The organism is Kitasatospora sp. NPDC059088 (assembly GCF_042738155.1).
Classification (GTDB): Bacteria; Actinomycetota; Actinomycetes; order Streptomycetales; family Streptomycetaceae; genus Kitasatospora.
The window spans coordinates 1-24876 of sequence record NZ_JBHYGR010000140.1 but is presented as its reverse complement, the minus strand read 5'-3'; the positions used below and the strand labels follow the sequence as shown (position 1 = coordinate 24876).

Annotated in this window: 21 protein-coding genes, 1 tRNA gene and 1 pseudogene; 13 read left to right on the top strand and 10 right to left on the bottom strand. The window is 73.4% G+C overall.

The genetic code is table 11. The features are described 5' to 3' along the window. Positions 1-187: 187 nt before the first annotated feature. From ACFWXO_RS38245 to ACFWXO_RS38235, 3 genes are all read left to right on the top strand, one after another. Entirely contained in the window at positions 188-1105 is a 918-nt protein-coding gene (locus ACFWXO_RS38245; RefSeq protein ID WP_375896259.1) for an ABC transporter ATP-binding protein, read from the top strand. Continuing rightward, positions 1102-2244 carry an ABC transporter permease gene (locus tag ACFWXO_RS38240; RefSeq protein ID WP_380530027.1) on the top strand — a complete coding sequence of 381 codons (1143 nt, stop codon included), beginning with the start codon at positions 1102-1104 and terminating at the stop codon, positions 2242-2244. Before ACFWXO_RS38245 ends, ACFWXO_RS38240 begins: the two co-directional genes overlap by 4 nt. Before the next feature lie 94 nt (positions 2245-2338). After that, a complete protein-coding gene (locus ACFWXO_RS38235) occupies positions 2339-2743 on the top strand; it encodes a globin (RefSeq protein WP_375896264.1) in 405 nt (134 codons plus the stop codon). A gap of 42 nt (positions 2744-2785) precedes the next feature. On the opposite strand, the gene ACFWXO_RS38230 is transcribed toward ACFWXO_RS38235, so the two are convergent. The 5 genes from ACFWXO_RS38230 to ACFWXO_RS38210 form a co-directional block, all read right to left on the bottom strand. Next, the gene (locus ACFWXO_RS38230) at positions 2786-3478 is read right to left on the bottom strand and encodes a hypothetical protein (RefSeq protein WP_375896267.1); all 693 of its coding nucleotides are present in this window, start codon (positions 3476-3478) and stop codon (positions 2786-2788) included. Between the two features lie 39 nt (positions 3479-3517). Next, a complete protein-coding gene (locus ACFWXO_RS38225) occupies positions 3518-3961 on the bottom strand; it encodes a thioesterase family protein (protein WP_360242622.1) in 444 nt (147 codons plus the stop codon). Between the two features lie 110 nt (positions 3962-4071). Beyond that, a complete protein-coding gene (ettA, locus tag ACFWXO_RS38220; protein ID WP_375896271.1) occupies positions 4072-5736 on the bottom strand; it encodes an energy-dependent translational throttle protein EttA in 1665 nt (554 codons plus the stop codon). Between the two features lie 244 nt (positions 5737-5980). Beyond that, positions 5981-7420 (bottom strand): Cys-Gln thioester bond-forming surface protein, encoded by a 1440-nt coding sequence (locus ACFWXO_RS38215; RefSeq protein WP_380530024.1) that lies wholly within the window; start codon positions 7418-7420, stop codon positions 5981-5983. Positions 7421-7775: 355 nt separating this feature from the next. Then, positions 7776-8360, bottom strand: a complete 585-nt coding sequence (locus ACFWXO_RS38210; RefSeq protein ID WP_380530022.1) for a single-stranded DNA-binding protein — start codon at positions 8358-8360, stop codon at positions 7776-7778. Positions 8361-9005: 645 nt separating this feature from the next. Here ACFWXO_RS38210 and ACFWXO_RS38205 point away from each other — a divergent pair. Beyond that, positions 9006-9081: transfer RNA gene (locus tag ACFWXO_RS38205), tRNA-Arg, on the top strand. 326 nt (positions 9082-9407) lie between these two features. On the opposite strand, the gene ACFWXO_RS38200 is transcribed toward ACFWXO_RS38205, so the two are convergent. Next, positions 9408-10019, bottom strand: coding sequence for a TetR/AcrR family transcriptional regulator (locus tag ACFWXO_RS38200; protein WP_375896711.1), 612 nt, complete (start codon positions 10017-10019; stop codon positions 9408-9410). A 113-nt stretch (positions 10020-10132) separates the two neighbouring features. Here ACFWXO_RS38200 and ACFWXO_RS38195 point away from each other — a divergent pair, with 113 nt between their 5' ends. After that, complete coding sequence (locus ACFWXO_RS38195; RefSeq protein WP_375896709.1) at positions 10133-10684, top strand: GNAT family N-acetyltransferase; 552 nt, start codon at positions 10133-10135, stop codon at positions 10682-10684. A gap of 143 nt (positions 10685-10827) precedes the next feature. Here ACFWXO_RS38195 and ACFWXO_RS38190 read toward each other — a convergent pair whose 3' ends face one another. After that, on the bottom strand, positions 10828-12342 hold the full coding sequence (locus ACFWXO_RS38190) for an MFS transporter (RefSeq protein WP_380530029.1): 1515 nt from the start codon (positions 12340-12342) through the stop codon (positions 10828-10830). 235 nt (positions 12343-12577) lie between these two features. On the opposite strand from ACFWXO_RS38190, the gene ACFWXO_RS38185 reads away from it, so the two are divergent. From ACFWXO_RS38185 to ACFWXO_RS38175, 3 genes are all read left to right on the top strand, one after another. After that, a complete protein-coding gene (locus ACFWXO_RS38185) occupies positions 12578-13288 on the top strand; it encodes a TetR family transcriptional regulator (protein ID WP_380530019.1) in 711 nt (236 codons plus the stop codon). 37 nt (positions 13289-13325) lie between these two features. Beyond that, positions 13326-14135, top strand: coding sequence for an enoyl-CoA hydratase/isomerase family protein (locus ACFWXO_RS38180; protein WP_380530017.1), 810 nt, complete (start codon positions 13326-13328; stop codon positions 14133-14135). A 112-nt stretch (positions 14136-14247) separates the two neighbouring features. Next, positions 14248-14850, top strand: coding sequence for a hypothetical protein (locus tag ACFWXO_RS38175; RefSeq protein ID WP_375896703.1), 603 nt, complete (start codon positions 14248-14250; stop codon positions 14848-14850). Between the two features lie 80 nt (positions 14851-14930). On the opposite strand, the gene ACFWXO_RS38170 is transcribed toward ACFWXO_RS38175, so the two are convergent. Next, a complete protein-coding gene (locus ACFWXO_RS38170; RefSeq protein WP_380404327.1) occupies positions 14931-16157 on the bottom strand; it encodes an acyl-CoA dehydrogenase family protein in 1227 nt (408 codons plus the stop codon). A gap of 195 nt (positions 16158-16352) precedes the next feature. On the opposite strand from ACFWXO_RS38170, the gene ACFWXO_RS38165 reads away from it, so the two are divergent. Together ACFWXO_RS38165 and ACFWXO_RS38160 are read left to right on the top strand one after the other, a co-directional pair. Next, a complete protein-coding gene (locus ACFWXO_RS38165; protein ID WP_380530015.1) occupies positions 16353-16994 on the top strand; it encodes a TetR family transcriptional regulator in 642 nt (213 codons plus the stop codon). Between the two features lie 140 nt (positions 16995-17134). Further along, positions 17135-18607, top strand: coding sequence for a glycoside hydrolase family 5 protein (locus ACFWXO_RS38160; RefSeq protein WP_380530013.1), 1473 nt, complete (start codon positions 17135-17137; stop codon positions 18605-18607). Positions 18608-18675: 68 nt separating this feature from the next. Here ACFWXO_RS38160 and ACFWXO_RS38155 read toward each other — a convergent pair whose 3' ends face one another. Further along, the gene (locus ACFWXO_RS38155) at positions 18676-20700 is read right to left on the bottom strand and encodes a M3 family metallopeptidase (RefSeq protein ID WP_380530012.1); all 2025 of its coding nucleotides are present in this window, start codon (positions 20698-20700) and stop codon (positions 18676-18678) included. Positions 20701-20888: 188 nt separating this feature from the next. Between ACFWXO_RS38155 and ACFWXO_RS38150 the strand changes: the two genes are divergently transcribed. Beyond that, a complete protein-coding gene (locus ACFWXO_RS38150; RefSeq protein WP_380530010.1) occupies positions 20889-22601 on the top strand; it encodes a bifunctional 3'-5' exonuclease/DNA polymerase in 1713 nt (570 codons plus the stop codon). 6 nt (positions 22602-22607) lie between these two features. On the opposite strand, the gene dhaM is transcribed toward ACFWXO_RS38150, so the two are convergent. Beyond that, complete coding sequence (dhaM, locus tag ACFWXO_RS38145; protein ID WP_375896688.1) at positions 22608-23000, bottom strand: dihydroxyacetone kinase phosphoryl donor subunit DhaM; 393 nt, start codon at positions 22998-23000, stop codon at positions 22608-22610. 147 nt (positions 23001-23147) lie between these two features. Here dhaM and dhaK point away from each other — a divergent pair, with 147 nt between their 5' ends. Next, positions 23148-24143 (top strand): dihydroxyacetone kinase subunit DhaK, encoded by a 996-nt coding sequence (gene dhaK, locus ACFWXO_RS38140; protein ID WP_380530008.1) that lies wholly within the window; start codon positions 23148-23150, stop codon positions 24141-24143. Positions 24144-24154: 11 nt separating this feature from the next. Continuing rightward, a pseudogene (dhaL, locus tag ACFWXO_RS38135) lies at positions 24155-24766 on the top strand (dihydroxyacetone kinase subunit DhaL); the annotation flags it as partial. Positions 24767-24876: the final 110 nt, after the last annotated feature.

Below are 24876 nucleotides of genomic sequence, written 5' to 3'. Positions count from 1 at the left end.
AACACTCAGCCCGCGCCCCACCGTCACAGAGTGAGAGAGAAAGACCGTCACCGACTCGCCGCGCCGGGGCTCGATATTTGAGCGCCCCCCCCCCCCCCCCGGCTTTTCCGGTGCCTCCCTCAGGGAATCCACAAGTTCCCGTCCCCGGTGTGCACAAGACGCCCCATGAGCCCTATTCTCTGGCTTCATGACTGCTGCTATATCCGCTGACGGCATCCGCCAGCGGTACGGGGATGTGCAGGCCGTCGACGGGGTGTCGCTCACCGTCGAGGCCGGCGAGTTCTACGGGATCCTCGGTCCCAACGGGGCCGGGAAGACCACCACCATGGAGATCCTGGAAGGGGTCCGCAAGCCCGACGAGGGCCGGGTCGAGCTGCTGGGGATGGCCCCCTGGCCGCGCAACCCGAAGCTGCTGCCGCGCATCGGCGTGCAGTTCCAGGCCTCCGCCTTCTTCCGGAAGCTGACCGCCCGGGAGACGATCCGCACCTTCGCGTCGTTCTACGGGGTCGGCCCCAAGCGGGCCGACGCGATGCTGGAGCGGGTCGGGCTCTCGGACAAGGCCGAGACCCTCACCGACCAGATGTCCGGCGGCCAGGCCCAGCGCCTGTCGATCGCCTGCGCCCTGGCCCACGACCCGGAGCTCGTCTTCCTGGACGAGCCCACCACCGGCCTCGACCCGCAGGCCCGCCGCAACCTCTGGGACCTGCTGCGGGACATCAACGCCGAGGGCCGCACCGTCGTCCTGACCACCCACTACCTGGACGAGGCCGAGGTGCTCTGCGACCGGGTCTCGATCATGGACCACGGCAAGATCCTGCACACCGGTGCCCCGGCGGCGCTGATCCGCGAGATCGACGACACCGTCCGGATCAGCGTGGCCTCCGGCCAGCTGCCGGTCGAGCGGGCCCGCGAGCTGCTGGCCGCGGCCGGCGCCGACGTCGCCACCCTGGAGGACGACACCGTCTCGCTCTCCGTCTCCACCCGCCTTCCGGCCCCGGTGCTCAGCGTCCTCGCCGAGCAGAACGCGCTGCGCGGCCTCGAAGTGCGCGGCGCCACCCTGGAGGACGTCTTCCTCCAGCTGACCGGACGGGAGTTCCGCGCATGACCAGCACCTCCACCGAGCCGAAGGTCCCCGCCCAGCGCGGCGGCTCGGCCGGCTCCGCCGACGGGCGGGAGCGGGTCAGCGCGTTCTGGAGCCTGTCCCGCGCGATGCTGCTCGGGATGAAGCGCGACCGCACCGCGACCTTCTTCGTCCTGCTGTTCCCGCTGGTCTTCCTGGTCTTCTTCGGCTCCGTCACCAAGGGCTCCGCCAGCCCGCACGCCAAGGTCGCCCAGGTCGGCGCGGTCAAGCTGTTCGACTCGATCCAGGGCGACGAACGGGCCGGCCTGGACAAGGTCCTCACCATCACCAGGACCGACGACGAGGCCGGCACCCTGGAGAAGGTCCGCAAGGGCGACTTCGACGCGATGATCAGCCAGGGCCCGGACGGCAAGGTGGAGCTGCGCTACACCGCCGCCGACCAGGTCAAGGCCGGCGCGGTCCAGGGCATCCTCAACTCGGTCGTCCAGAGCGCCAACCAGGCCGCCACCCACCAGCCGGCCGCCTACGTGCTGGACTCCCAGCAGGTCGAGGACCAGTCGCTCAAGCCGATCCAGTTCCTCACCCCCGGCCTGCTCGGCTGGGCCGTCGCCACCGGCGCGGTCTTCGGCGCCGCGCTGACCCTGGTCAACTGGCGCAAGTCCAAGGTGCTGCGGCGCCTGCGACTGGCCCCGATCAGCGCCGGTGCGGTGGTCAGCTCCCGGATCGCGGTCTCGCTGGTGACCGCCTTCCTGCAGACCACCGTCTTCCTGGTCGTCGCGACGAGCTTCTTCGGGCTCAAGCTCACCGGCAACTGGTGGCTGATCCTGCCGCTGGTGGCCTGCGCGACGCTCGCCTTCATGTCGATCGGTCTGCTGGCCGGCTCGGTCGCCAAGACCGAGGAGGCCGCGAACGGCATCTCGCAGCTCATCGTGCTGCCGATGTCCTTCCTGTCCGGCTCGTTCTTCCCGCTGGACGGCGCCCCGGACTGGTTGAAGACCGTCTCCCAGGTCATGCCGCTCAAGCACCTGGTGTCGGCCGCCCAGTCGGTGCTGACCCGCGGCGGCGGCGCCATGGACGCCCTGCCCGCCATGGGCGGACTGCTGCTCTTCGCGGCCGTGTTCACCGGCATCGCCTGGAAGCTGTTCAAGTGGGAGGACGCGTAGCCGTCCGCGCACTGCCCTGACCACTCAGGCCCGACGGGGTCGTACGCCTTTCGTCCCGGTGTACGGCCCCGTCGGCGTCTGCGACCATGGTCGGGTGACAGAGATCGGACGAGGCACGTTCAGCGAGGAGACCTTCTTCGAGCAGGTCGGCGGTGAGGACACCTTCCGGCGCCTGACCCGCCGCTTCTACGAGGGCATCGCCGAGGACGAGTTGCTGCGGCCGATGTACCCCGAGGAGGACCTCGGACCGGCCGAGGAGCGGATGGCGCTGTTCCTGATGCAGTACTGGGGCGGCCCGCGCACCTACAGCGACCGGCGCGGCCACCCGCGGCTGCGGATGCGGCACGCGCCGTTCAAGGTCGACAAGGCCGCCCACGACGCCTGGCTCACCCACATGCGGGCCGCCGTGGCGAGCCTGGAACTGCCCGCCGAGCACGAGCGGCAGCTGCTGGACTACCTGGTCTACGCCGCCGCCTCGATGATCAACACCCCGGGCTGAGCGTAGGCCTGCCGCTACCGCAGCAGGATCAGCGCAGCAGGATCAGCGCAGCGGGCTGAGGCCCAGTCCCGCGCCCGGCGCGGCCGCGGTCCGCACCACCACCGAGCCCACCGGGGAGCTCAACCGCAGCCAGCCGCCCGCCCGGTGCACCGAGAGCGGCGCCTCGGGGCTCAGGAAACCGATCCGGTACGAGGCGTGCACGGCGCGCAGCGGCAGCTCCGGCAGCACCGAGACCGGGCGGGACCACACCTCGTCCGCCAGCCGGTCCAGCACCGCGCGGGTGCGGTGGTGGGCCGGGACGGCCTCACTGCGCTCGCGGAACTCCCCCACCGCCGCCATCAGTTCGCGGCACACCTCGGCCGCCGGCGGGGTCCCGACCGGCCGCCAGCCGACCCGCGGCGGCAGCAGCCCGGCCCAGGCCGGGCCGGTCACCGGCGCGGGCAGCGCGACGGCGCCGGAGTCGGCGTCCACGCCGTCCAGCAGCTGGCCCGCGGAGACGGTCAGGTCCACCGGCTCGTCCAGGCGGTCCAGCCGGGCGGTGCGGATCGCCAGCACGCCGGACTCGCCCAGCGGCAGCCGTCCGAAGACCGCCAGCACGCCGTCCGCCGCGGCCGGGTCGACCGCCTGCAGCCGCACGGCCGCCGCCTTGTCGAAGCGCAGCAGGCGCAGCAGGAAGGCGGAGAGGTCGGCGGCCTCACCGGTGTCGGTCAGGGCGAGGCGGGCGGTGACGGTCAACGCGGCTCAGCTCGAATCGGTTCGGGGGTCCAGGGACTTTCAGACTGCCGCGCCGACCGGGGCCTCGTCCATGAACCGGGAGAGGAACTCCCGCTCCACCGGCGAGATCCGGCGCGGCCGGCCCGCGGCCAGGTCGTAGGGCACCACCACGGTGGAGGCCCGGACGTACACCGTCTCGGAGCCGTCCTCGTGGACGTCCTTGATGTCGTAGGAGACGGTCAGCGAGGCGCTGCCGATGTGCGTCACCCGGGTCTCCACGGTGACCGGCTCCGGCCGGTGCACCAGCGGGCGCTTGTAGTCGATCTCGTGGCGGGCCACCACCGAGCCGCCCGCGAACTCCCCGGCGCCGGCCTCGGCGGCCTGGGTGAACATGAAGTCGATCCGGGCCTCCTCCAGGTAGCGCAGGAAGACCACGTTGTTGACGTGCCCGAAGGCGTCCATGTCGGACCAGCGCAGCGGGCAGGCGTAGATGTGGCGAGCCACGGGTGTTCTCCTCGGTGTCCGGTCGCCCGCCGCCGAACCTCGGTGACGGGCCGCGGCCCGGCAGGCCGCCCCCGGGGGGCAGTCTGCCGGGCCGTTGTGACAGCTGGGTGTCAGCCTCGGGTCAGCTTCTTGTACGTGGCCCGGTGCGGACGGGCGGCGTCGGCGCCCAGTCGCTCGATCTTGTTCTTCTCGTACGACTCGAAGTTGCCCTCGAACCAGAACCACTTGCTCTCGCCCTCGTAGGCGAGGATGTGGGTGGCCACTCGGTCCAGGAACCAGCGGTCGTGGGAGATGACCACGGCGCAGCCGGGGAACTCCAGCAGGGCGTTCTCCAGCGAGGAGAGCGTCTCGACGTCGAGGTCGTTGGTGGGCTCGTCGAGGAGCAGCAGGTTGCCGCCCTGCTTGAGGGTGAGCGCCAGGTTCAGGCGGTTGCGCTCACCGCCGGAGAGCACGCCGGCCGGCTTCTGCTGGTCCGGGCCCTTGAAGCCGAAGGCCGACACGTAGGCGCGGGACGGCATCTCGACCTGGCCGACGTTGATCCAGTCCAGACCGTCGGAGACGACCTCCCAGAGGGTCTTCTTCGGGTCGATGTTGGCACGGCTCTGGTCGACGTAGCTGATCTTGACGGTCTCGCCGACCTTGACCTTGCCGGAGTCCGGGGTCTCCAGGTCCTGGAGCATCTTGAACAGCGTCGTCTTGCCGGCGCCGTTCGGGCCGATGATGCCGACGATGCCGTTGCGCGGCAGGGTGAAGCTGAGGTCGTCGATCAGGACCTTCTCGCCGAAGGCCTTGTTGAGGTTCTCGACCTCGATGACGACGCTGCCCAGGCGCGGGCCCGGCGGGATCTGGATCTCCTCGAAGTCCAGCTTCCGCATCTTGTCGGCCTCGGCCGCCATCTCCTCGTAACGGGCGAGGCGGGCCTTGGACTTGGCCTGGCGGCCCTTGGCGTTGGAGCGGACCCACTCCAGCTCTTCCTTGAGGCGCTTGGCGCGCTTGGCGTCCTTCTGCCCCTCGACCTTGAGACGGGACTGCTTGGTCTCCAGGTAGGTGGAGTAGTTGCCCTCGTACGGGTAGGCGCGGCCGCGGTCGAGCTCCAGGATCCACTCGGCCACGTGGTCGAGGAAGTACCGGTCGTGGGTGACGGCCACGACGGTGCCCTTGTACTTGGCCAGGTGCTGCTCCAGCCAGTTCACCGACTCGGCGTCGAGGTGGTTGGTGGGCTCGTCGAGCAGCAGCAGGTCGGGGGCCTCCAGCAGCAGCTTGCAGAGCGCCACGCGGCGCTTCTCGCCACCGGAGAGCTTGGTGACGGCCCAGTCGCCGGGCGGGCAGCCCAGGGCGTCCATGGCCTGCTCCAGCTGGGCGTCCAGGTCCCAGGCCTCGGCGTGGTCCAGCTCCTCCTGGAGCTTGCCCATCTCCTCGAGCAGGGCGTCCGAGTAGTCGGTCGCCATCAGCTCGGCGATCTCGTTGAAGCGGTCGAGCTTGCCCTTGATCTCCTTGACGCCGTCCTGGACGTTCTCCAGGACCGTCTTGGTCTCGTCGAGCGGGGGCTCCTGGAGGAGCATGCCGACGGTGAAGCCGGGCGAGAGGAAGGCGTCGCCGTTGGAGGGGTGCTCCAGACCGGCCATCATCTTCAGCACGGTGGACTTACCGGCACCGTTGGGGCCCACGACGCCGATCTTCGCCCCGGGGAGGAAGCTGAGCGTCACGTCGTCAAGGATGACCTTGTCTCCGTGCGCCTTGCGCACCTTGCGCATCGTGTAGATGTATTCCGCCACGTGAGATCGCTCCGGCGTCGTCGGGAGTATTCGTCTTGCAGCGTTCCATTGTGCCGCACCCGGCCGGGAGCCCCGAACCGCCGGGGTGACCCCACCGGGGTATCCGCGCCGGGATGTTCGCTCCGGGGGTGTCCGCGCCCGGGGCGCGCGCACCGGGCCCGGGCCGGGCTCCGCTCGTTCGGGGCCCCGGGAGGTCAGCGCCTCCCGGAGCACCGCTCAGGCGGTTCGGACCGTTTCAGACGGTTCAGGCGGTGGTGCGACCGTGACGGCCACGGCGGCGCAGGACGAAGACCGCGGCGCCACCGGCCACGACCAGGCCACCGGCGACGGCGGCGAGGATCGGGGTGGAGTCATTGGCACCGGTCTGGGCCAGGCCACCGGTGCCCGGGGCGGCGCTGGTGGTCGACGGGGCCGGGTGGGCGGCACCGGAGCTCGGGGTGCCCGAGGGGGTGCCCGAGGGGGTGGCGGTGGTGGTGCCGCCGCCGGTCGGGGTGGTCGGGGCACCGGTCGGGGTCACGCCGGTCTTGCAGTCGAGGACCCCGGTGAACTTCTTGGAGTAGCCGTTCGGGCCGGTGACGGTGATGTCGTACTTGGTCTTCTCGGCGACCTTGACCAGCACGGTCTCGGTCTTGCCGGGCTGCACGGTGACCTTCTGGCCCGGCTGCACGGTCACCTCGGCCGGCTGGTCGCCGGTGTTGGTGACGGAGACGCGCACGCCGCCGTTGGCGCACTCCTCCTTGGCGGAGCTGTCGACGATCGCGCCCTGGCCCTGCTTCCAGGTGGCCTGGCCCGCGGCCGCGACGCTGAGCTTCTTGGAGCCGGCCAGGATCATGGTCTGGCTGTGGTTGCCCTGGTCGTCCAGGCCGCTCATGAAGACCCGGCCGCTGAGGACGGTGGTGTCGGCGGTGGCCTTGAGCACGGCCTTGCCGTCCGGGGTGCCGCCGGGGACGTCCAGGAACAGCTGGGTGTCCTTGGCGACCGGGCCGGCCAGCGTGCCGTTGACCGGCTTGCCGTCCTTGTCCAGCACCTTGATCTTGTCGGCGGCGTCGCCGGAGACGGCGAGCTTGACCTCGTTGGCGCTGGTGTTCAGCACGAACGGGCCGAGCTTGGCGCCGGACTTGCCGGAGACGGAGTCCGGGGTGAGGGTCAGCGAGGGCTTCGGCTCGGCCGCGACGCCCTTGTTGGCGTCACCCGTCAGGTAGTCGCGCAGCTTCTTGGCGTGCTCGTTGCGCGGGGTCGCGGTCTTGTTGTCCGAGAACTTCCAGATCGCGGACTGGGTGCCCGCGGCGGCGTCCTTCTCCGAGAGCTCGGTGTCGCCGATCGCCTTGCGCAGGGCGTCGATCGGCACCTGCGGGTACGAGTTCTCCAGGATCCAGCGGATCTTGGGGGCGTTCGCGTTGCCGTTGAGGGAGCTCGCGGACCAGTCGGCCTCGTGGTACTTGGCCTTGCTGTCCAGGTACACCGGGTTGTCGAAGTCGATGCAGTAGGTCTGCAGCAGCTCGCCGGAGGCCGTCTTGAGGGTGAACAGGCCCGCGTCGACGCTGTCCTTGCCCTGGACGTCGACCCGCTCGCCGAACATGTCCGGCTGGACGATCGCGGTCACGCCCGACGCGGGGGCGTCAGCCGCGACCGCCGCACCGGCCGCGAACAGTCCTCCGCCCAGCCCGATGCTGGTCGTGAGCATGACAGTGGTTATGCGGGACAGACTCCGCCCCTGCCGCTTGAACATCTGGGATCCCTCCGGAGCGGGCTTGCACCGAGTGGGCAGCCCGCCGACTTGCCGTGCCGCGCGTGCCCCCTGTGGCACTGCTGCGGGTGTGAACCAAGTGAATCCTATTGAGCCCCGGAGGCCCCGAAACCCCCATGCGAAATCAGGACGATTCCGTATCTGGATCGTTATCAACCCTCTCAGGTTCCACACAAGCTGACGTACCGACAGAATCTTTGCGCGACTTTCCGTTATCCGGACGAGATTGCGCGTGCGGGCGCAACGACGTTCTCGATCAACATATTTGTCGACAGGGAAGGTCACCGACCGGTCAGCCCAGCAGCGCCCGGTCTTCACCTCCCCGCTCCCCCTCGGACACCTCGCTCTGCTGCCCCGTCACCGCCCGCGCACCCGGCGGCGGCTCCGGCCGAGCGGGCACTGAGGCCAGCGCCGAAGCCCGGCGCGACTCCAGTGCGTCGACGATCCACCCCGGCACCGGCTCGCCCGCAGGCTTCGCGCCGGGCGGTTCCGCCGCGCCCGGCGGCTGCCCGCGCACACCCGCCGCCCAACGGAACGCCGTGGTACCCCGGGTGAGGTCGTGTCCGATCGACCGGGCGTCGATCTCGACCCGACTGTGCTTCACCTCCCCTTCCGTCCACTCCCGCACCCGCAGCCGACCCGTCACCAGCACCGGCTCGCCCTTGGCCAGCGAGCCGATCAGGTTCACCGCGAGCGCCCGCCAGGCCGTCACCCTCAGCCACTGCGTCCCGCCGTCCGCCCAGCAGGCGCGCTCGCGGTCGTACCGCCGCTCGGTGCAGCCGAGGAGGAAGTCCGCCATCGGCACCCCGCCGGCGGTTTCCCCGTAGCGCACCTCGGTCGCGACATTGCCGATCACCGTCACCTGAACCTCGTTCACAGCGCACTCCCCGTTCTCGCCGACGCACCGTACGGAATCGAGCGGTGCGAGTTCAGAGTGCGTCCCGGAAGAAATCACGACCACCCGGTTCCGAAATCCTGTGGACAACTAGTAGGCCGATCGGCAGGGTGAAAAACGGCCGTCACTCACAGGGGTGAATTTCGGCCTTCGCACACCGCTCGGGTACCATCTCTTCGCGGTCATGACAAGAAACGGCCAGATCGCGGCCACCCCCGCAGCACGGCGGAACACCCGGGCCGGGCCGTCCGCGCACGTCATCACGCCGGAGCGAGCCGAATAGGACCCCCCACCCGCACCGGCGGCGGGACATTCTCCGTGTCGAATCCATAACGGGTGGGGAGGCAGCCCCGTAACGACTGCACAACGTCCGGCCCGGAACTGTCCCAGACCGCTGCACACACGGTCTCCACCTGCGATTATCGGACCGCTCCACCGAACCGACACACCAACGACGGTGTCGTCACACCCGGCCGAGGAACTGGACACCCTTATCCTGTCCCCGACAGGGCGAGGGCCCACCAACCCCCACCCCCACCCTCAGGTACGGGGCCGGACAACGTGCGCGCCCAGCGCTCGTCGCCCGATCCCGGCCACGGTCACGCCCGCCAGGGCGCCGTCCGTCCCGCCCCCATAGCTCAGCGGATAGAGCACCCGCCTTCTAAGCGGTAGGTCGCAGGTTCGAATCCTGCTGGGGGCGCCACCCTGCGAATTTCCGCAGGCCATCGCGCCCGTGAGTACTTTCCGTGGCGGTTTATCACCTCCGGGTAATCCAGCACCCACCGCGCATAACCCGTGACAATGCGTGTCATGACCGCCGCGAAAGCCGGTCGGGCGGAAAACCGGAATTCCGGGCGAATCCCCCACCCTTGAACGAAACAGCCGCCCGAACGACCGACCGGCGAAATCCGACAAAAGCCGGACAGAGGCGCCCGGGACGCCTCACCCCGGGGCCGGAACCCGGCTCGCGACCGAACTGCGGCCGAGCCGCGGCGGCCCCGCCGCCGAACTGCCACAGGCCGGGAGGGACTAACCGACCAGCCCCGTCAGATAGGCGTCGAGCAGCGCGATCTGCCGCTGCGCCGGGAACTCCGCCGGGGCGAACAGCGACTGCACCACCAGCCCCAGCACGAAGGCCTGCGCGCCCGCCGCGAGCCCGGCGGGATCGGCGCCGGCCGGGAGCTCGCCGAGCCGCTGGGCGTCCGCCACGTGCCCCGTGAGCGCCACCCGCGACCGGGCGTAGCGCCCCGCGTGCGCGGCCGCCAGTTCCGGGTCCGCCAGGGCGACGTCCCAGGAGCTGACCCAGATCCGGTTGCCGGACTCGGTGGCCTCGTCCAGCGGCAGCACGTCGAGCAGTGCGGCCCGCAGGCGGGCCAGCCCTTCGGGCGGCGGCGGGGTGCCGTCGGCGGGCGCCAGCCGGCGGGGCCGGGCGGCGGAGCGGCGGTCGAGCTCCTCCAGGGCGTGGCTCAGCAGTGCCCGCTTGTTCGGGAAGTAGTGCGTCAACAGCCCGGTGGAGGCACCCAGTTCCGCCGCCACCGCGCGCAGCGTCAGCCCCTCGAAGCCCTTGGCGGAGAGCACCCGCCACACCCCCTCGGAGACTTCCGAACGGCGGGCGTCATGGTCTCCACGGGCTGGCGTCATGGGGGCTATCGTACATACCAAACGTTTGTTATGAATGATCCGAACGGCCCACCCCACTCCCTCCTCCACTCGCGCCGCGCGCACCCCGTCGCACCACCCCGAGAGGCCCGCCCGTGTATTCCGTCCCGCTCGCCGAGAACGCCGAACTGCGCCCGCTGGAACCCTGGCAGGCCCCCGAGTTCCTGGCCCACATCGACCGCGCCCGCGCCCACACCGACCCGTGGATCCCGTGGGCCACCCGCACCACCGACCTGGACTCGGCCCGCGCCACCCTGCAGCGCTACGCCGACGGCCAGGCCGCCGACTCCAGCCGGATCTACGGCATCTGGCGCGACGGCACGCTGGTCGGCGGCGTGATGTTCGTGCACTTCGACACCCGGAGCGGCAACTGCGAGATCGGCGCCTGGACCGAGCCGGCCGGCGAGGGCGGCGGGCTGATCACCGCCGCCGTCCGCCGGCTGCTCGACTACGCCTTCACCACCCGCGGCCTGCACCGCGCCGAGTGGTGGTGCTCGGCCGCCAACGCCCGCAGCCGGGCGGTGGCCCAGCGGGTCGGGATGCAGCGGGAGGGCGTGCTGCGGGAGTGGTTCCTGCACAACGGCGTCCGCCACGACAAGGAGATCTGGGCGGTCCTGGCCTCGGAGCACACCGCCACCGGGGCCTGACGGCCCGCCGACCCCTCCTCGGCGTACTCCTCGGCGCCGGCACGGGAAAGCGGAGCGGGGCCCGGTGGACACCCCCGTGGGTCCACCGAGCCCCGCTCCGCCGTCCTCCCCCGCCCGGCTCCGCCAGGCCCCGGCGGCCCCGCTCAGGCCGCCAGCACCGGCCCCTCGGCCGCCGCGGGAGTCTCCGCGGCCCCAGTGGCCCCTGCGGCCTCCAGCGCCGCCGGCTCCGCCGTGCGCAGCCGCAGCGCCAGCAGCAGCACCAGGACCATCACCCCGCCCGCCGACAGGAAGACCACGTCCACGGCGTCCGTGAAGCTCCGCAGCGCGTGCTCCCGGGCCGCGCCGGTCATCGTGCGCACCGCGGAGAGGGAGCGCCCGGGCTCGGCGGCCTCGAACACCCGGGTCAGCACCGTGCCGAAGAGCGCCGCGCCGAGCGCGTTGCCGAGGGTCTGGAAGAACCGGACGCCGGTGGTGGCGACGCCGAGCTGCTCGCGCGGGGCGGTGTCCTGCACCATGGTGATCAGCTGCCCGATCAGCTGCCCGAACCCGGCTCCCAGCAGGGCGAGTTCGGTGCCCACCGCCCACAGCGGGGTGTCCGGGCCGCTGAGCCCGAGCAGGGCCAGGGCGAGCACCGAGACGCCCGAGCCGACGATCAGGAAGGTGCGCGGCTGGTGGCCGCGGGCGATCAGCCGGGTGGCGAGCAGGCCGACGCCGGTCATCCCGGCGGCCATCGGCATCAGGTAGAGGCTGGCCGTGGTCGGGGCGATCCCCCGGGCGATCTGCAGGTAGATCATCACGTAGACGATCGCGCCCATCATGCCCATCCCGACCAGGCCCTGGACCGCGAAGCCGATCCGCACCACCGGGATCCGGAACAGCGAGAGCGGGAGCACCGGCTCGGCGGCGGTGGCCTGGCGCCACAGGAAGAGGCCGAGCGAGGCGAGGGTGGCGGCGGAGAGCCCGAGGATCACCGGGGACGTCCAGGCGTAGTCCTTGCCGCCCCACTCGGTGACCAGCAGCAGCCCGGTGGCGAAGGCGGCGGCCAGGGTGGCGCCGAGGAAGTCCAGGCCGCGCCGGCCGAGGTCGCGCGGCAGCTTGATCACCAGGGCGACGCCGACCAGCACGAGCAGGCCGAGCGGCACGTTGAAGTAGAAGATCCAGCGCCACCCGAGGTGGTCGGTGAACAGCGCCCCGACCAGCGGGCCGACCGCCATGCCGAGCCCGGCGACGATGCCGCCCATCGCGCCGCCCTTGCCGCCCCTGCGCTCCTGCGGGTCCTGGAGCTGGGCCATCACCACCATGGTCACGCTCATCAGCCCGCCGCCGCCGATGCCCTGGACGGCCCGGAAGGCGATCAGCTCGCTCATCGACTGCGCGGCGCCGCAGAGCACCGAGCCGAACAGGAAGGTGCCGACCGCGCCGAGCAGCACCCGCTTGGCGCCGTACACGTCGCAGAGCCTGCCGTAGAGCGGGAGCAGCGCGGTGGCCGCCAGCGAGAAGGCGCTGACCAGCCAGGGCAGCCGGTCGACGCCGTGGACCGGGTCGAGGTCGCGGACGATCGGCACGGTGGCCGCCGAGACGATGTTGGCGTCGAGCACGGCCAGCACGATCGTCACCAGGCAGAGCAGCATGCCGAGTTGGCGCTGGGCGGTGGTCATCAGGGTGGATCCGGCCCGGCCGGGTGCGGGCGGGGCAGCGGGTGTGTGCGGGGCAGCGGGTGCCATCGGGAAGTCCCCCCGGGGTGTGTGGAGTCGGCCCCGACCGGTGCGGTCCGGCGGGCTCGGCACCACCATGGCAGGAGTTTTGGACTGGGTCAATTCTTCATCCAGACCAATCTTTCATCCCGACACATCTTTCTGCTCGGTCTAGCTTTGATCCTGGTACAGTCTTCGCATGGCGACCCACCACGGCTTGGACCTCGGCCCCGACCGCGACCTCGACGCCCTCCCGCTGCGCGAGCGCAAGAAGATCCAGACCGGCGTCCGGATCTTCCGCGCGGCCATCGGCCTGTTCATCGAACGGGGCTTCGACCAGGTCTCGGTGGCCGAGATCGCGGCCGCCGCCGAGGTCTCCAAGATGACCGTGTTCAACTACTTCCCGACCAAGGAGGACCTGGTCCTCGGGCCGATGGAGCAGCACCTCGACGAGCCCGCCCGGGTGGTGCGCGACCGCGCCCCGGGCACCTCCGCGGTGACGGCGCTGCGCGAGCACTTCCTCGCCGCCCTGGAGCGCCGGGACCCGGCCACCGGCCTGAGCGACGACCCGGTGGTGCTGGACGTGATCCGGCTGATCCACGCCACCCCGGCGCTGGCCCTGCGCGCCACCGCGGCCTTCGACCGGCGCGCCCAGAGCCTGCTCGCCGACGAGCTGCGCGACCAGGACCCGGCCCACGACGAGCTGACCGCCCGGGTCGCCGCCGCCCAGCTGCTCGCCGTCCGGCTCACCCTGATCACCGGCAACCACCTGCGGATGCTGGCCGGCGAGCGCGCCGCGGACGCCCTGCCCGGCGCCCTCGACGAGGCCCGGCGCGCCTTCGCCACGGTCGAGCACGGCCTCGGCACGTACTGCGCCGGACCGGCCCGGGGGAGCGCGGACCCGGCCTGAGAGAGTGGGCGCACCACGACCGACGCCGGAGGTGCGCATGGACCAGCCGCTGCTCACGCGGGACCGCTCCGCCCTGCCCGCCCGGGCCGAGGGCCTGAACGCGTACGTCGGCGAGGACGGCGTCGCCGTCCTGGAGTTCGCCCGCCCGCACCGCCGCAACGCGGTGACCCTGGCGATCTGGCGGGCGCTGCCCGAGGTGCTGGACCGGCTCGCCGAGCGGCCGGGCGTCCGGGCCCTGCTGCTGACCGGCGCCGGGAACACCTTCAGCGCCGGCGCGGACATCACCGAACTCGCCGAGGTGTACGGCGATCCGCGGCGCGCGGACGCCTACCACGCGGTCAACGTGGCCGCCGAGGAGGCGCTCGCGGCCTTCCCGCACCCGACCCTCGCCGTGGTGCACGGCGCCTGTGTGGGCGGCGGCTGCCAACTGGCCGTCGCCTGCGACCTGCGCTTCGTCGCCGAGGACGCCCGGCTGGGGATCACCCCGGCCAAGCTCGGCGTGGTCTACCCGGCGGTGCCGACCCTGCGGCTGGCCCGGCTGGTGGGGCCGGCCCGGGCCAAGTACCTGCTGTTCTCCGGCGAGTTGGTGCGCGGCCGGGACGCACTGCCGCTGGGCCTCGCCGAGCGGGTCCTGCCGGACGCCGAACTGGACGCCGCGGCACTGGAGTTCGCCCGGCTGCTGACCACCCGCTCGACCCAGACGATCGGCGCGGTGAAGGCCGCGCTGGCCGTCCCGGCGGAGCGGGCGGCCGAGGCGCTGGAGCCCTGGGAGCGGCGCTCGCGGAAGGCCCCGGACGTGCACGAGGGGCTGGCCGCGTTCCTGGCGGGCCGCCCGGCGCGGTTCTGAGCAACGGCCCCGCGGGCCCTCCGGACGGACGGCGGCACCGCCGGCTCACGTACGATCGTGCGACCGGCGCCGAGCCGCCGACCGCCCTTCCCCACCCGGAGCACGCACCCCGATGACCACCGAGGCCACGGCCGCCCCCACCAGCCGGACGACCTGGGCCCGCCGGGTCACCGACGGCGTCGAGCCGAAGAACGTGATCATCGCGGTCTGCCTGCTGATCGGCGGCCTGCGCTACGGCTGGTCCGGTCTCGGCTGGGCCGCCTTCGCCGCACTGTTCGCGGCCGTCATCCCGACCCTGTTCATCCAGCGCGGCATCCGCAAGGGCACCCTGGAGGACCGCCACGTCGGCCACCGGCAGCGCCGGCTGACCGTCATCCCGTTCATCATGGGCTCGGTCGCCGTCAGCTTCGCGGTGATGATCCTGGCGCACGCCCCGCGCGACCTCACCGCGATGGTGGCGGCGATGTTCGCCTCGCTGGTGCCGATCCTGGTGATCACCGTCTGGTGGAAGGTCTCCGTGCACACCGCCGTGGCGGCCGGCGCGGTGGCCTGCCTCGGCATCGCGCTCGGCCCGCTGTGGCTGCTGCTCTACCCGCTGGTCGCGGTGATCGGCTGGTCTCGGGTGGTGCTGCGGGACCACACCACCGCACAGACGATCGTCGGTGCGGTGGTCGGCTCCCTCGCCGCCGGGCTGACCTTCTGGCTGGCCCGGTAGTCCCGACCCGGCAGCCCGACCCGGCAGCCCGACCCGGCAGCCCGACCCGGCCCCGGCCCCGGCCGGCGGATCGGCCCCGGCTAGCGGATCGGCATCCCCGAGACCGCCCGGGCGATCACCAGCCGCTGGATCTCGCTGGTCCCCTCGAAGATCGAGTAGATCGCGCTGTCCCGGTGCATCCGCTCCACCGGGTACTCCCGGGTGAAGCCGTTGCCGCCGAGGATCTGCATCGCCTGCGCGGTGACGAACTTGGCCGTCTCGCCCGCGTAGAGCTTGGACATCGAGCCCTCGGCGGCGGTGAACGGCTGGTTGTTGGCGGCCATCCAGGACGCCCGCCAGACCAGCAGCCGGGCCGCGTCGATCCGGGTCCGCATGTCGGCGAGCTGGAAGGCCACGCCCTGGTTGTCGATGATCGGGCGGCCGAACTGCTCCCGGGTCTTCGCGTAGTCCAGCGCGACCTCGTACGCGGCCCGGGCGATGCCGATCGCCTGCGCCCCGACGGCCGGGCGGGACGCCTCGAAGGTGGCCATCGCCGCGTTGCCCCGGCCGCCTGTCCGCTTGACGCCCTCCCGGGCCCGGGCCAGCCGCTCGTCCAGCTTCTCCTTGCCGCCGAGCAGGCAGCTGCCGGGCACCCGGACGCCGTCCAGCACCACCTCGGCGGTGTGCGAGGCGCGGATGCCGTGCTTCTTGAACTTCTGGCCCTGGCTCAGCCCGGGGGTGCCCGGCGGGACGACGAAGGAGGCCTGCCCCTTGGCGCCGAGCCCGGGGTCGACGGTGGCGACCACCACGTGCACGGCGGCGATCCCGCCGTTGGTGGCCCAGGTCTTGGTGCCGTTGAGCACCCACTCGTCCTTGGCCTCGTCGTACACGGCCCGGGTGCGCAGCGCGGAGACGTCCGAGCCGGCGTCCGGCTCGGAGGAGCAGAAGGCGGCCACCTTGACGTCGTCGGGGGTGCCGAACATCTGCGGGGTCCAGGTGCCGATCTGCTCGTCGGTGCCGTTGGCGAGCACCGCGACGGCGGCCAGCGTGGTGCCGACGATGGCCAGCCCGATGCCCGCGTCGCCCCAGAACAGCTCCTCCATGGCGATCGGGATGCCGACGCCGGAGGGGTCGAAGTACTGCTGGGCGTAGAAGTCCAGCGAGTAGATGCCCAGCTTGGCGGCCTCCTGGATGACCGGCCAGGGGGTCTCCTCGCGCTCGTCCCACTCGGCCGCGGCGGGGCGGATCACGTCGGCGGCGAAGCCGTGCAGCCAGTCGCGTACGGCGAGCTGGTCCGCGCCCGGGTCCAGCGAGAACGTGCTGCTCATGAGGGAGCCTCCGCAGAAGGGGTGACGACGCAGGGATGGCGGTGCAGGGATGGCGGTGCAGGAGTCACGACGCGGGGATCACGGCCGCCGGGTGCGACCCACCGGGGTGTTACCCCGGGTAACATCGTCGGAGTCTGCTACTGATTGGTAACCGGTGTCAACGCCCAGGCCACCCAGAATCCCGAGGAGCAGCGCATGTCCCGAGAGCCCCGCCGCGAGCAGCTGCTCAACGCCGCCGACCGGGTCATCCAGCGCGAGGGGCCGAGCGCCAGCATGAACGCCATCGCCGCCGAGGCCGGCATCACCAAGCCGATCCTCTACCGCCACTTCGGCGACCGGACCGGCCTGATCAGGGCCCTGACCGAGCGCCACACCGGCGGCCTGCTGGCCGCCGTCCGGGCCGCCCTGGCCGAGCCGCTGGAACGCCGCGACCGGGTCGAACACGTCCTGGACACCTACCTCGCCGGGATCGAGGCCCGCCCCCAGGTCTACCGGCTGCTCACCCACCCCGAGCCCGGCGACCCCAGCGGCGCGGGCAACGCCCTCGCCCCCGCGCTGCGGCAGATCGCCGAGGAGATCACCCGCGCCGTGCAGAACCAGGTCGACCTCGGCGCCGACCGCGACCTGCTCGCCGAGGCCTGGGGCCGGGGCATCACCGGCATGGTGCTGGCCGCCGGCGACTGGTGGCTGGAGACCAGACCCTGCTCGCGCACCCGCATGGTGCAGGCCCTGGCCGACCTGCTCTGGGGCCGGCTCGCCGCAGCCGCGGACCTGCCCACCGCCGTCCTGCCGCCCGCGGTCCTGCCGCCCGCCCCCGCCGAACCGAACGGCGACTGAACTCCCCCTCCGCGCACGGCCCTTGCCCCGCCCGGGCCGCACCGGGCCACCGCACCGGCCCCGTCCGCGCACGACCCTTGTGCCGGCCCGGGGAGCACGGGCATCATCGGGCCCCCACCCCCCGCCGTGCGAGGTCCCCGATGCGCCTGTGCCGCACCGCCGTCGCCCTGCTGCTCGCCGCCACCGCCACCCTCGGCGCCGCCGCCCCGGCCGCCGCCCACGGCGGCCCCCCGACCCGCCTCCCCAGCCACTTCCCCACCGGAACGGCCACCGGCCCGGACGGCCGCACCGCCCTCACCGACGACCGGGGCCGCCGCCTCCAGCTGCGCGGCGTCAACCTCGACAAGTACGCCGAGGCCACCCCGGCCGACCTCGACTCCGTCGCCGCCCAGGGCTTCACCCTGGTCCGGCTGCCGGTCTCCTGGACCAGGCTGGAGCCCGAACGCGGCCGCCTCGACCCCACCGAACTGCACCGGATCCAGGCACTCCTCGACCGGGCCGACCGCCTGGGCCTGCTCGTCCTGGTCGACTTCCACCAGGACGTCTACGGGCCGCGGTTCGGCGGCGGCACCAACGGCATCCCGCGCTGGGCCACCCGCGACGACGGCCTGCCCTTCACCCCCGACCCGAAGGACTGGTTCGCCGGCTACTTCCAGCCCGCCGTCCAGGCCGCCTTCCGCCACCTCTACGACGACCCCGACCTGCGCGCCTGGCAGGCCGACTTCTACACCCGGCTCGCCCGCGAACTGCGCGGCCACCGCTCCCTGTTGGGCTACGACCTGTTCAACGAGCCGTTCGGCCCGGTGGACGGCGACCCGACCGACCCGGCCGTGCTCGCCGCCGCCTCCGCCGCCCTGGAACAGGGCCGGCTCGCCGACATGTACCGCCGCCTGATCGCCGCCGTCCGCCGGGCGGACTCCCGCGCCTGGCTGTTCGTCGAACCGACCGTCCTGGTCGGCCAGGGCGTGCCCACCGCCCTCCCCGGCTTCACCGACCCCCGACCCGGCGCGCCCCGGCTCGGCTACGCCCCGCACTTCTACGACACCGCGGTGGAGAACGGCGCCGACTGGAACCCCGCCGACGGCTTCGTCGAGCAGTACGCCGCCGCGATCACCGGCTACCCGGCCGCCCACCACCTGCCCGTGCTGGTCGGCGAGTGGGGCCCGCCCGACTCCCGCACCCCCGGCAACACCCTGCTGGTCCGCCGCCAGGTCGCCGCGATGGACGGCTTCGCCGAGGGCTGGACGATGTGGTACTGGTGCCGGGGCACCGGCGGCTACTGCGCCCTCGACCCGGCCGGCCACCCGGCGCCCGGCGACGGCCCCGCCTTCGGCCCGTACCCGGCGGCCGTCCCCGGCACCGACGTCCGGACCGCCACCGGGGGCGCCGCAGGCACCGCCACCGTCCGCTGGACGGCCGACGGCAGCGGCCGCACCGGCGAACTCGTCCTGCCGCCCGCCGCGTTCCCGCGCGGCGCCCGGGTCGCCGTCTCCCCCGCCGGCGCCCGGGTCGAGGTCGAGCAGCCCGCGGACGGCCGCGCGGGAACCGTACGGATCCGGCTCCCGCACGCCCGCCCGGGCACGCCCGTGACGGTCACCCTCACCCCGCGCTGACCGGCCCGGACCGCCGGCCGGCCCGTCCCGCCGACCAGCCCAGACCGCCGACCAGCCCAGACCACCGACTAGCCCAGACCGCGGCGCTCCAGCAGCGGCGCGGTCTCCGGCGCCCGGCCGACCACCGCGCGGAAGGACTCCAGCGGGTCCCGGCCGAAACCGCGCGCCAGCAGCTCGCGCCGGAACAGCTCGCCGCTGTCCCGCACCGACCGCCCGTTGGTCTCGAACCACCGCACGGTGTCCGCGTCCAGCACCTCCGACCAGATGTACGCGTAGTACCCGGCGCTGTAGCCGCTGGAGAAGATGTGCTGGAAGTACGGCGTGCGGTAGCGCGGCGGGATCGCCGCCACCGCGAGACCGGCCTCCGCCAGCACCCGCGCCTCGAACTCCTCGGCGTCCTCGACCCGGTGGCCCTGCGGCAGGGTGTGCCAGGCCCAGTCCAGCAGCGTCGCCGCGAGGTACTCCACCGTCCGGAAGCCCTCCCCGAACCGTTCGGCCGCGGTCATCCGCTCGACCAGCTCGGCCGGCAGCGGCTCCCCGGTGGCGTGGTGGCGGGCGTAGTTGGCCAGCACCTCGGGCCGGACCATCCACATCTCGTTGACCTGCGAGGGGAACTCCACGAAGTCCCGCGGCACCGCGGTGCCCGCGAACAGCGGGTAGCGCACGTCCGAGAACAGCCCGTGCAGCGCGTGCCCGAACTCGTGGAACAGGGTGCGCACCTCGTCCCAGCTCAGCAGTGCCGGCTCGCCCGGCGCCGGGCGCGGGACGTTGAGGGTGTTCAGCACCACCGGCCGCCGCCCGGTCAGCCCGGACTGGCCCACCAGCTCGTCCATCCACGCGCCGCCGCGCTTGGACGCCCGCGCGTGGAAGTCCCCGATGAACAGGCCCAGCGCGGTGCCGTCCTCCTCGAACACCTCGAAGACCCGGGCGTCCGGGTGGTGCGCCGTCAGCTCCGGCCGCTCGGTGAAGGTGATCCCGTACGCGAGCCCCGCGGCGAAGAACACGCCGTCCACCAGCACCCGCTCCAGCTCGAAGTACGGGCGCAGCGCGGCGGTGTCCACCTGGTAGGAGGCCTGCCGCACCTTCTCCGAGTAGTACGCCCAGTCGTGCGCGGCGATCTCCTCGACGCCGTCCGCGGCCGCCACCGCGGCCAGTTCGGCGGCCTCCCGGCGGGCGTTCGCCACGGCCGGCTCCACCAGCCGGGCGAGCAGCCCGGACACCGCCTCGACCGTCCCGGCCGTCTCGTCCGCGACGACGTGGGCGGCGTGGTTCGGGAAGCCCAGCAGCGCGGCCCGCTCGGCGCGCAGCCCCGCCATCCGGATCGCCAGCGGCCCGTTCTCCGCGCCGGCCCGGGCGAGCGAGGCGGCCAGCAGCCGCTCGCGCACCGACCGGTCGGCCAGCTGGGCCAGCTCGGGCTGGGTGGAGGTGCTCTTCAGGCTGAGCACGTACCGGCCCTCGTGGCCGAGCACCCGGGCGTTCTCGGCGGCCCCGGCGATCGCCCCCTCGGACAGCCCGGCCAGCTCCTCGGCGGTGTCCACGACCAGCGCGGCGGCGCGGGTGGCGGCGTTCACGTTCTGCTGGAACGTCGTCCCCAGCGCGGCGAGTTCGGCGTTCAGCTCGCGCAGCCGGTCCTGCTCGGCCGCGCCCAGCCGGGCGCCGGAGCGGACGAACGCGGTGTACCAGCGCTCCAGCAGCCGCAGCGACTCCGGGTCCAGTCCCAGGGCGGCCCGGTTCCCGTGCAGCGCCTCGATCCGGGCGAACAGCCGCCGGTCCAGGTGGATCGCGTCGTGGTGGGCCGCGAGCAGCGGGCTGACCTTCGCCTCCACCTCCTCCAGCAGCTCGGTGGTGTCGGAGGAGGACTGGTTGCGGAACACCCGGTCCACCCGGTCCAGCAGCTCACCGGAGCGCTCCAGGGCCACCAGGGTGTTCTCGAAGGTCGGCTCGGACCGGTCGTCGGTGATCGCCGCGATCTCGGCCAGCTGCTCGGCCGTTCCGCGCTCGTACGCGGGCAGGTAGTGCTCCTCCCGGATCTCGGCGTAGGGAGGCAGTTCGTAGACCAGGGGGCTGGCCGCGAAGAACGGGTTCTCGGTCATTCCGCCGACCCTACGCGGTGTCACCCCGCGTGCCCATACACCCCAGGTCATCGTTGTCAGACCCACCCGTTAACGTCGACCGCGCGGACCCCCGGTCCGCACACCCGCGCCCCACCCGTACACCCGCCCCGCACCCCCGGCCCGCCGCAGCACCGCCAGAAGGCGCCCCAGGAGAGGAGACACCCGCCGTGGCCCCCAGAACGGCCCTCGTGCCCGACCAGCACGGCCCCGGCGGCCGCCTCCAGCCGCTCGACGACACCGGCCGGCCGCTCGGCCCGCCGGAGGCCGTCCGCGACCTCGCCGCGGCCGTCGCCGCCCTGGAGTCCGCCGACCGCCCGCGCTGGGTCTGGGCCGCCGCCGACTCCGGGTACGCCCCGCTGCTGCCCCGGCTGCCCGACCGGCTCGCCCGCTGCCACGACCTCCGGCTGGTCGAGGCGCTGCTGCTGGCCCACGAGGGCCGCTTCGGCGCGCCCCGCTCGCTCGGCGCCGCCTGGTCCCGGCTGCACGGCCTGCCCGTCCCGGACGACCTGCCCGAACCCGGCCTGTCCGACGCGGACGACGGCCAGGACACCCTGTTCGCCCCCGACCGGCTGCAACTGCCGCCCGGCGCCGACCCACTGGCCGCCGTGGTGGCCGTGCACGCCGAGCAGCAGCGGCGGATCGCCGCCGTCACCGACCCGGCCGCCCGGCAGCGCTTCCGGCTGCTGGTCGCCGCCGAGTCCGCCGGCGCCCTGGTGGCCGCCGAGATCGCCCACGACGGCCTGCCCTGGCGCTCCGACGTCCACGACCGGCTGCTCACCGACCTGCTCGGCCCCCGCCCCGCCGTCCCCGGCACCCAGCCCCGGGTGCTCGCCGACCTCGCCGTCGAACTCCAACAGGCCCTCGGCGCCAAACCGTTCAACCCCGACTCGCACACCCAGGTGCTGCGCGCCTTCGCCGAGGCCGGCATCCAGTTGACCTCCACCCGCTCCTGGGAGCTCAAGCGCATCGACCACCCCGCCGCCCAACTCCTCATCCGCTACAAGGAACTGGCCCGGATCCACGTCGCCCACGGCTGGGCCTGGCAGGACGCCTGGGCCCGCGGCGGCCGCTTCCGGCCCGAGTACGTGGTCGGCGGCGTGGTCTCCGGCCGCTGGGCCAGCCGCGGCGGCGGCGCCCTGCAGATCCCGCGCATCCTGCGCCGCGCCGTGGTCGCCGACCCGGGCTGGCTGCTGGTGGTCGCCGACGCCGCCCAGCTGGAGCCGCGGGTGCTCGCCGCACTCTCCCAGGACGCCGGGCTGGCCCGCACCGCGGCCGACGGCGACCTCTACGAGTCGCTCGCCGCCCAGGCCTTCCAGGGCGACCGCGACAAGGCCAAGCTCGGCCTGCTCGGCGCCATGTACGGGCAGACCAGCGGCGACATCGGCCCGCTGCTGAACACCCTGCGCCGGCGCTACCCGGCCGCGATGGGCTACGTCGAGGCGGCGGCCCGCACCGGTGAGGACGGCGGCGTGGTCACCTCCCGGCTCGGCCGGGTCTGCCCGCCGGCCTCCGCCGCCTTCCTCGACCTCACCGAGGCCGACGCCGGCGGCGAGACCGGCGGCCGCACCGCCCGCGCCCGCGGCCGCTTCACCCGCAACTTCGTCATCCAGGCCAGCGCCGCCGACTGGGCGCTCGCCCTGCTGGCGGCGCTGCGCCGGCGGCTGGGCGAACTGCCCGTGCCCGGCCCGGCGGACCGCCCGCACCTGGTGTTCTTCCAACACGACGAGGTGATCGTGCACACCCCGGCCAACCTGGCCGAGCAGGTGGCCGCCGCCGTCGCCGAGTCCGCCGACGAGGCCCGCCGGCTGGTCTTCGGCGACACCCCGGTGCGCTTCCCGCTCAGCACCGCGGTGGTGGACTGCTACGCCGACGCCAAGTGAGCGCCGCTACACCTTGCGGAAGGAACGCGCCTCCTCCGCGGCCGCGACCACCTCGGCCAGCCCCGCCCCGGTCGAGGCGGTGACGACGGCGGCCACCGCGCCCTCCACGAACGGCGCGTCCACCAGCCGCACCCCCGGCCGCGGCTCGTCCTCCAGCACGGTCACCGCGGTCAGCACCGAACTGCCGAGGTCCGGCAGCACCACCACCCCGGCCCCGCCGTCCGCCTCCACGACCGCCCCGGCGATCAGCTCGTAGCTGGTGCCGAGCCCGCCGTCCTCCGTCCCGGCCGCGACCACCACCCGCACACCGTCCGGGGCGAGTTCACCGAGCAACTCGCGCAGCCCCTCGGCCAACTTGGCACTGTGCGACACCAGAACGATTCCCACCCGTCCACTCATGCGCCCGACCCTAGGCCCCGCCCCACTGCTCCGGAAGGGTGAGCGGAACCGCGCGTGTCGCACCCCGTGCCCGCACCCCCCATCCGGCGTAGCGTCGGCCCCAGGCTGTTGCGTCCACACCGCGGTCACCCAAGGGAGCGAAGAACGTTGAAGAAACTGATCAACACCCCGGAGAGCGTCCTGGAGGACGCCCTGGCCGGAGTCGCCGCCGCCCACCCCGAGCTGGCGGTGGACATCCCCAACCGGGTGATCACCCGGGCCGCCCGCCCGGCCGGCCCCAAGGTCGCGCTGATCTCCGGCGGCGGCTCCGGCCACGAGCCGCTGCACGGCGGCTTCGTCGGCCCCGGCATGCTCGACGCCGCCTGCCCCGGCGAGGTGTTCACCTCCCCCGTCCCGGACCAGATGCTGGCCGCCGCCAAGGCCGTGGAGAACGGCTGCGGCGTCGTCTTCGTCGTCAAGAACTACACCGGCGACGTGATGAACTTCGAGCTCGCCGCCGAACTCGCCGCCGAGGAGGGCCTGGAGGTCCGCACCGTCCTGGTCGACGACGACGTCGCGGTCGAGGACTCCACCTGGACGGCCGGCCGCCGCGGCACCGGCGCGACCGTCCTGGTCGAGAAGACCACGGGCGCCCTCGCCGAACGCGGCGCCCCGCTCGACGAGGTCGCCGCCCTCGGCGAGCGCGTCAACGCCGCCTCCCGCTCCTTCGCGATCGCGCTCACCGCCGCCACCGTCCCGGCCGCCGGCAAGCCCGGCTTCGACCTGCCCGAGGACGAGATCGAGGTCGGCGTCGGCATCCACGGCGAGCCCGGCCGCCGCCGCGAGAAGCTCCGCCCCGCCCGCGAACTGGCCGCCGAGGTGGTCGAGACCATCCTCGCCGACCACCACCTGACCCCGGGCGACGAGGTGATCGCCCTGCTCAACGGCCTGGGCGCGACCCCACTCCTGGAGCTGTACGTGGTCTACGGCGAGGTGGCCGCCCGGCTCGCCGACCGCGGCATCACGGTGGCCCGCAGCCTGGTCGGCAACTACGTCACCAGCCTCGACATGGCGGGCTTCTCCCTCACCCTCACCAAGGCCGACGCCCAGCTGCTGGACCTCTGGGACGCCCCGGTCGACACCCCCGCCCTCAAGCGCGCCTGAACGGAGCCGGCATGGACTTCGACACCCCCCTCGCCGAGGCCTGGATCCGCGCGATCGCGACGGCCGTCGAACAGCAGCAGACCCTCCTCACCGACCTCGACTCGGCGATCGGCGACGGCGACCACGGCAGCAACCTCCGCCGCGGCTTCGCCGCCGCCCTCGCCGCCCTGGACGACCTCCGGCCGGACGGCCCCGGCGCCGTCCTCACCAAGACCGGCACCACCCTGATCTCCAAGGTCGGCGGCGCCTCCGGCCCCCTCTACGGCAAGGCCTTCCGCGCCATCGGCGCCGCCCTCCCCGGCCCCGCCGACCCGGCCACCCTCGCCGAGGCCCTGGCCGCCGGCCTGGACGCCATCCGCGCCCTCGGCAAGGCCGACCCCGGCGACAAGACCATCGTCGACGCCTGGACCCCCGCCGTCGCCGCCCTCCGCACCGCAGCCGCCACCGGCGCCGACCTCCCCGAAGCCACCGCAGCCGCCGCCGAAGCCGCCGAACAGGGCGCCCGCGCCACCACCCCCCTCCGCGCCCGCAAGGGCCGCGCCTCCTACCTCGGCGACCGCAGCACCGGCCACCAGGACCCCGGCGCCACCTCCACCGCCCTCCTCTTCCGCACCCTCGCCCAAACCACCGCCCCCCGGCACCCCCCCCCCCCCCCCCCACCGCCCGCCCCCCCCCCCCCCACGCCGCCCCCCCCCCCCCACCACACACCCCGCCACAGCGCGCGACCCCCCCC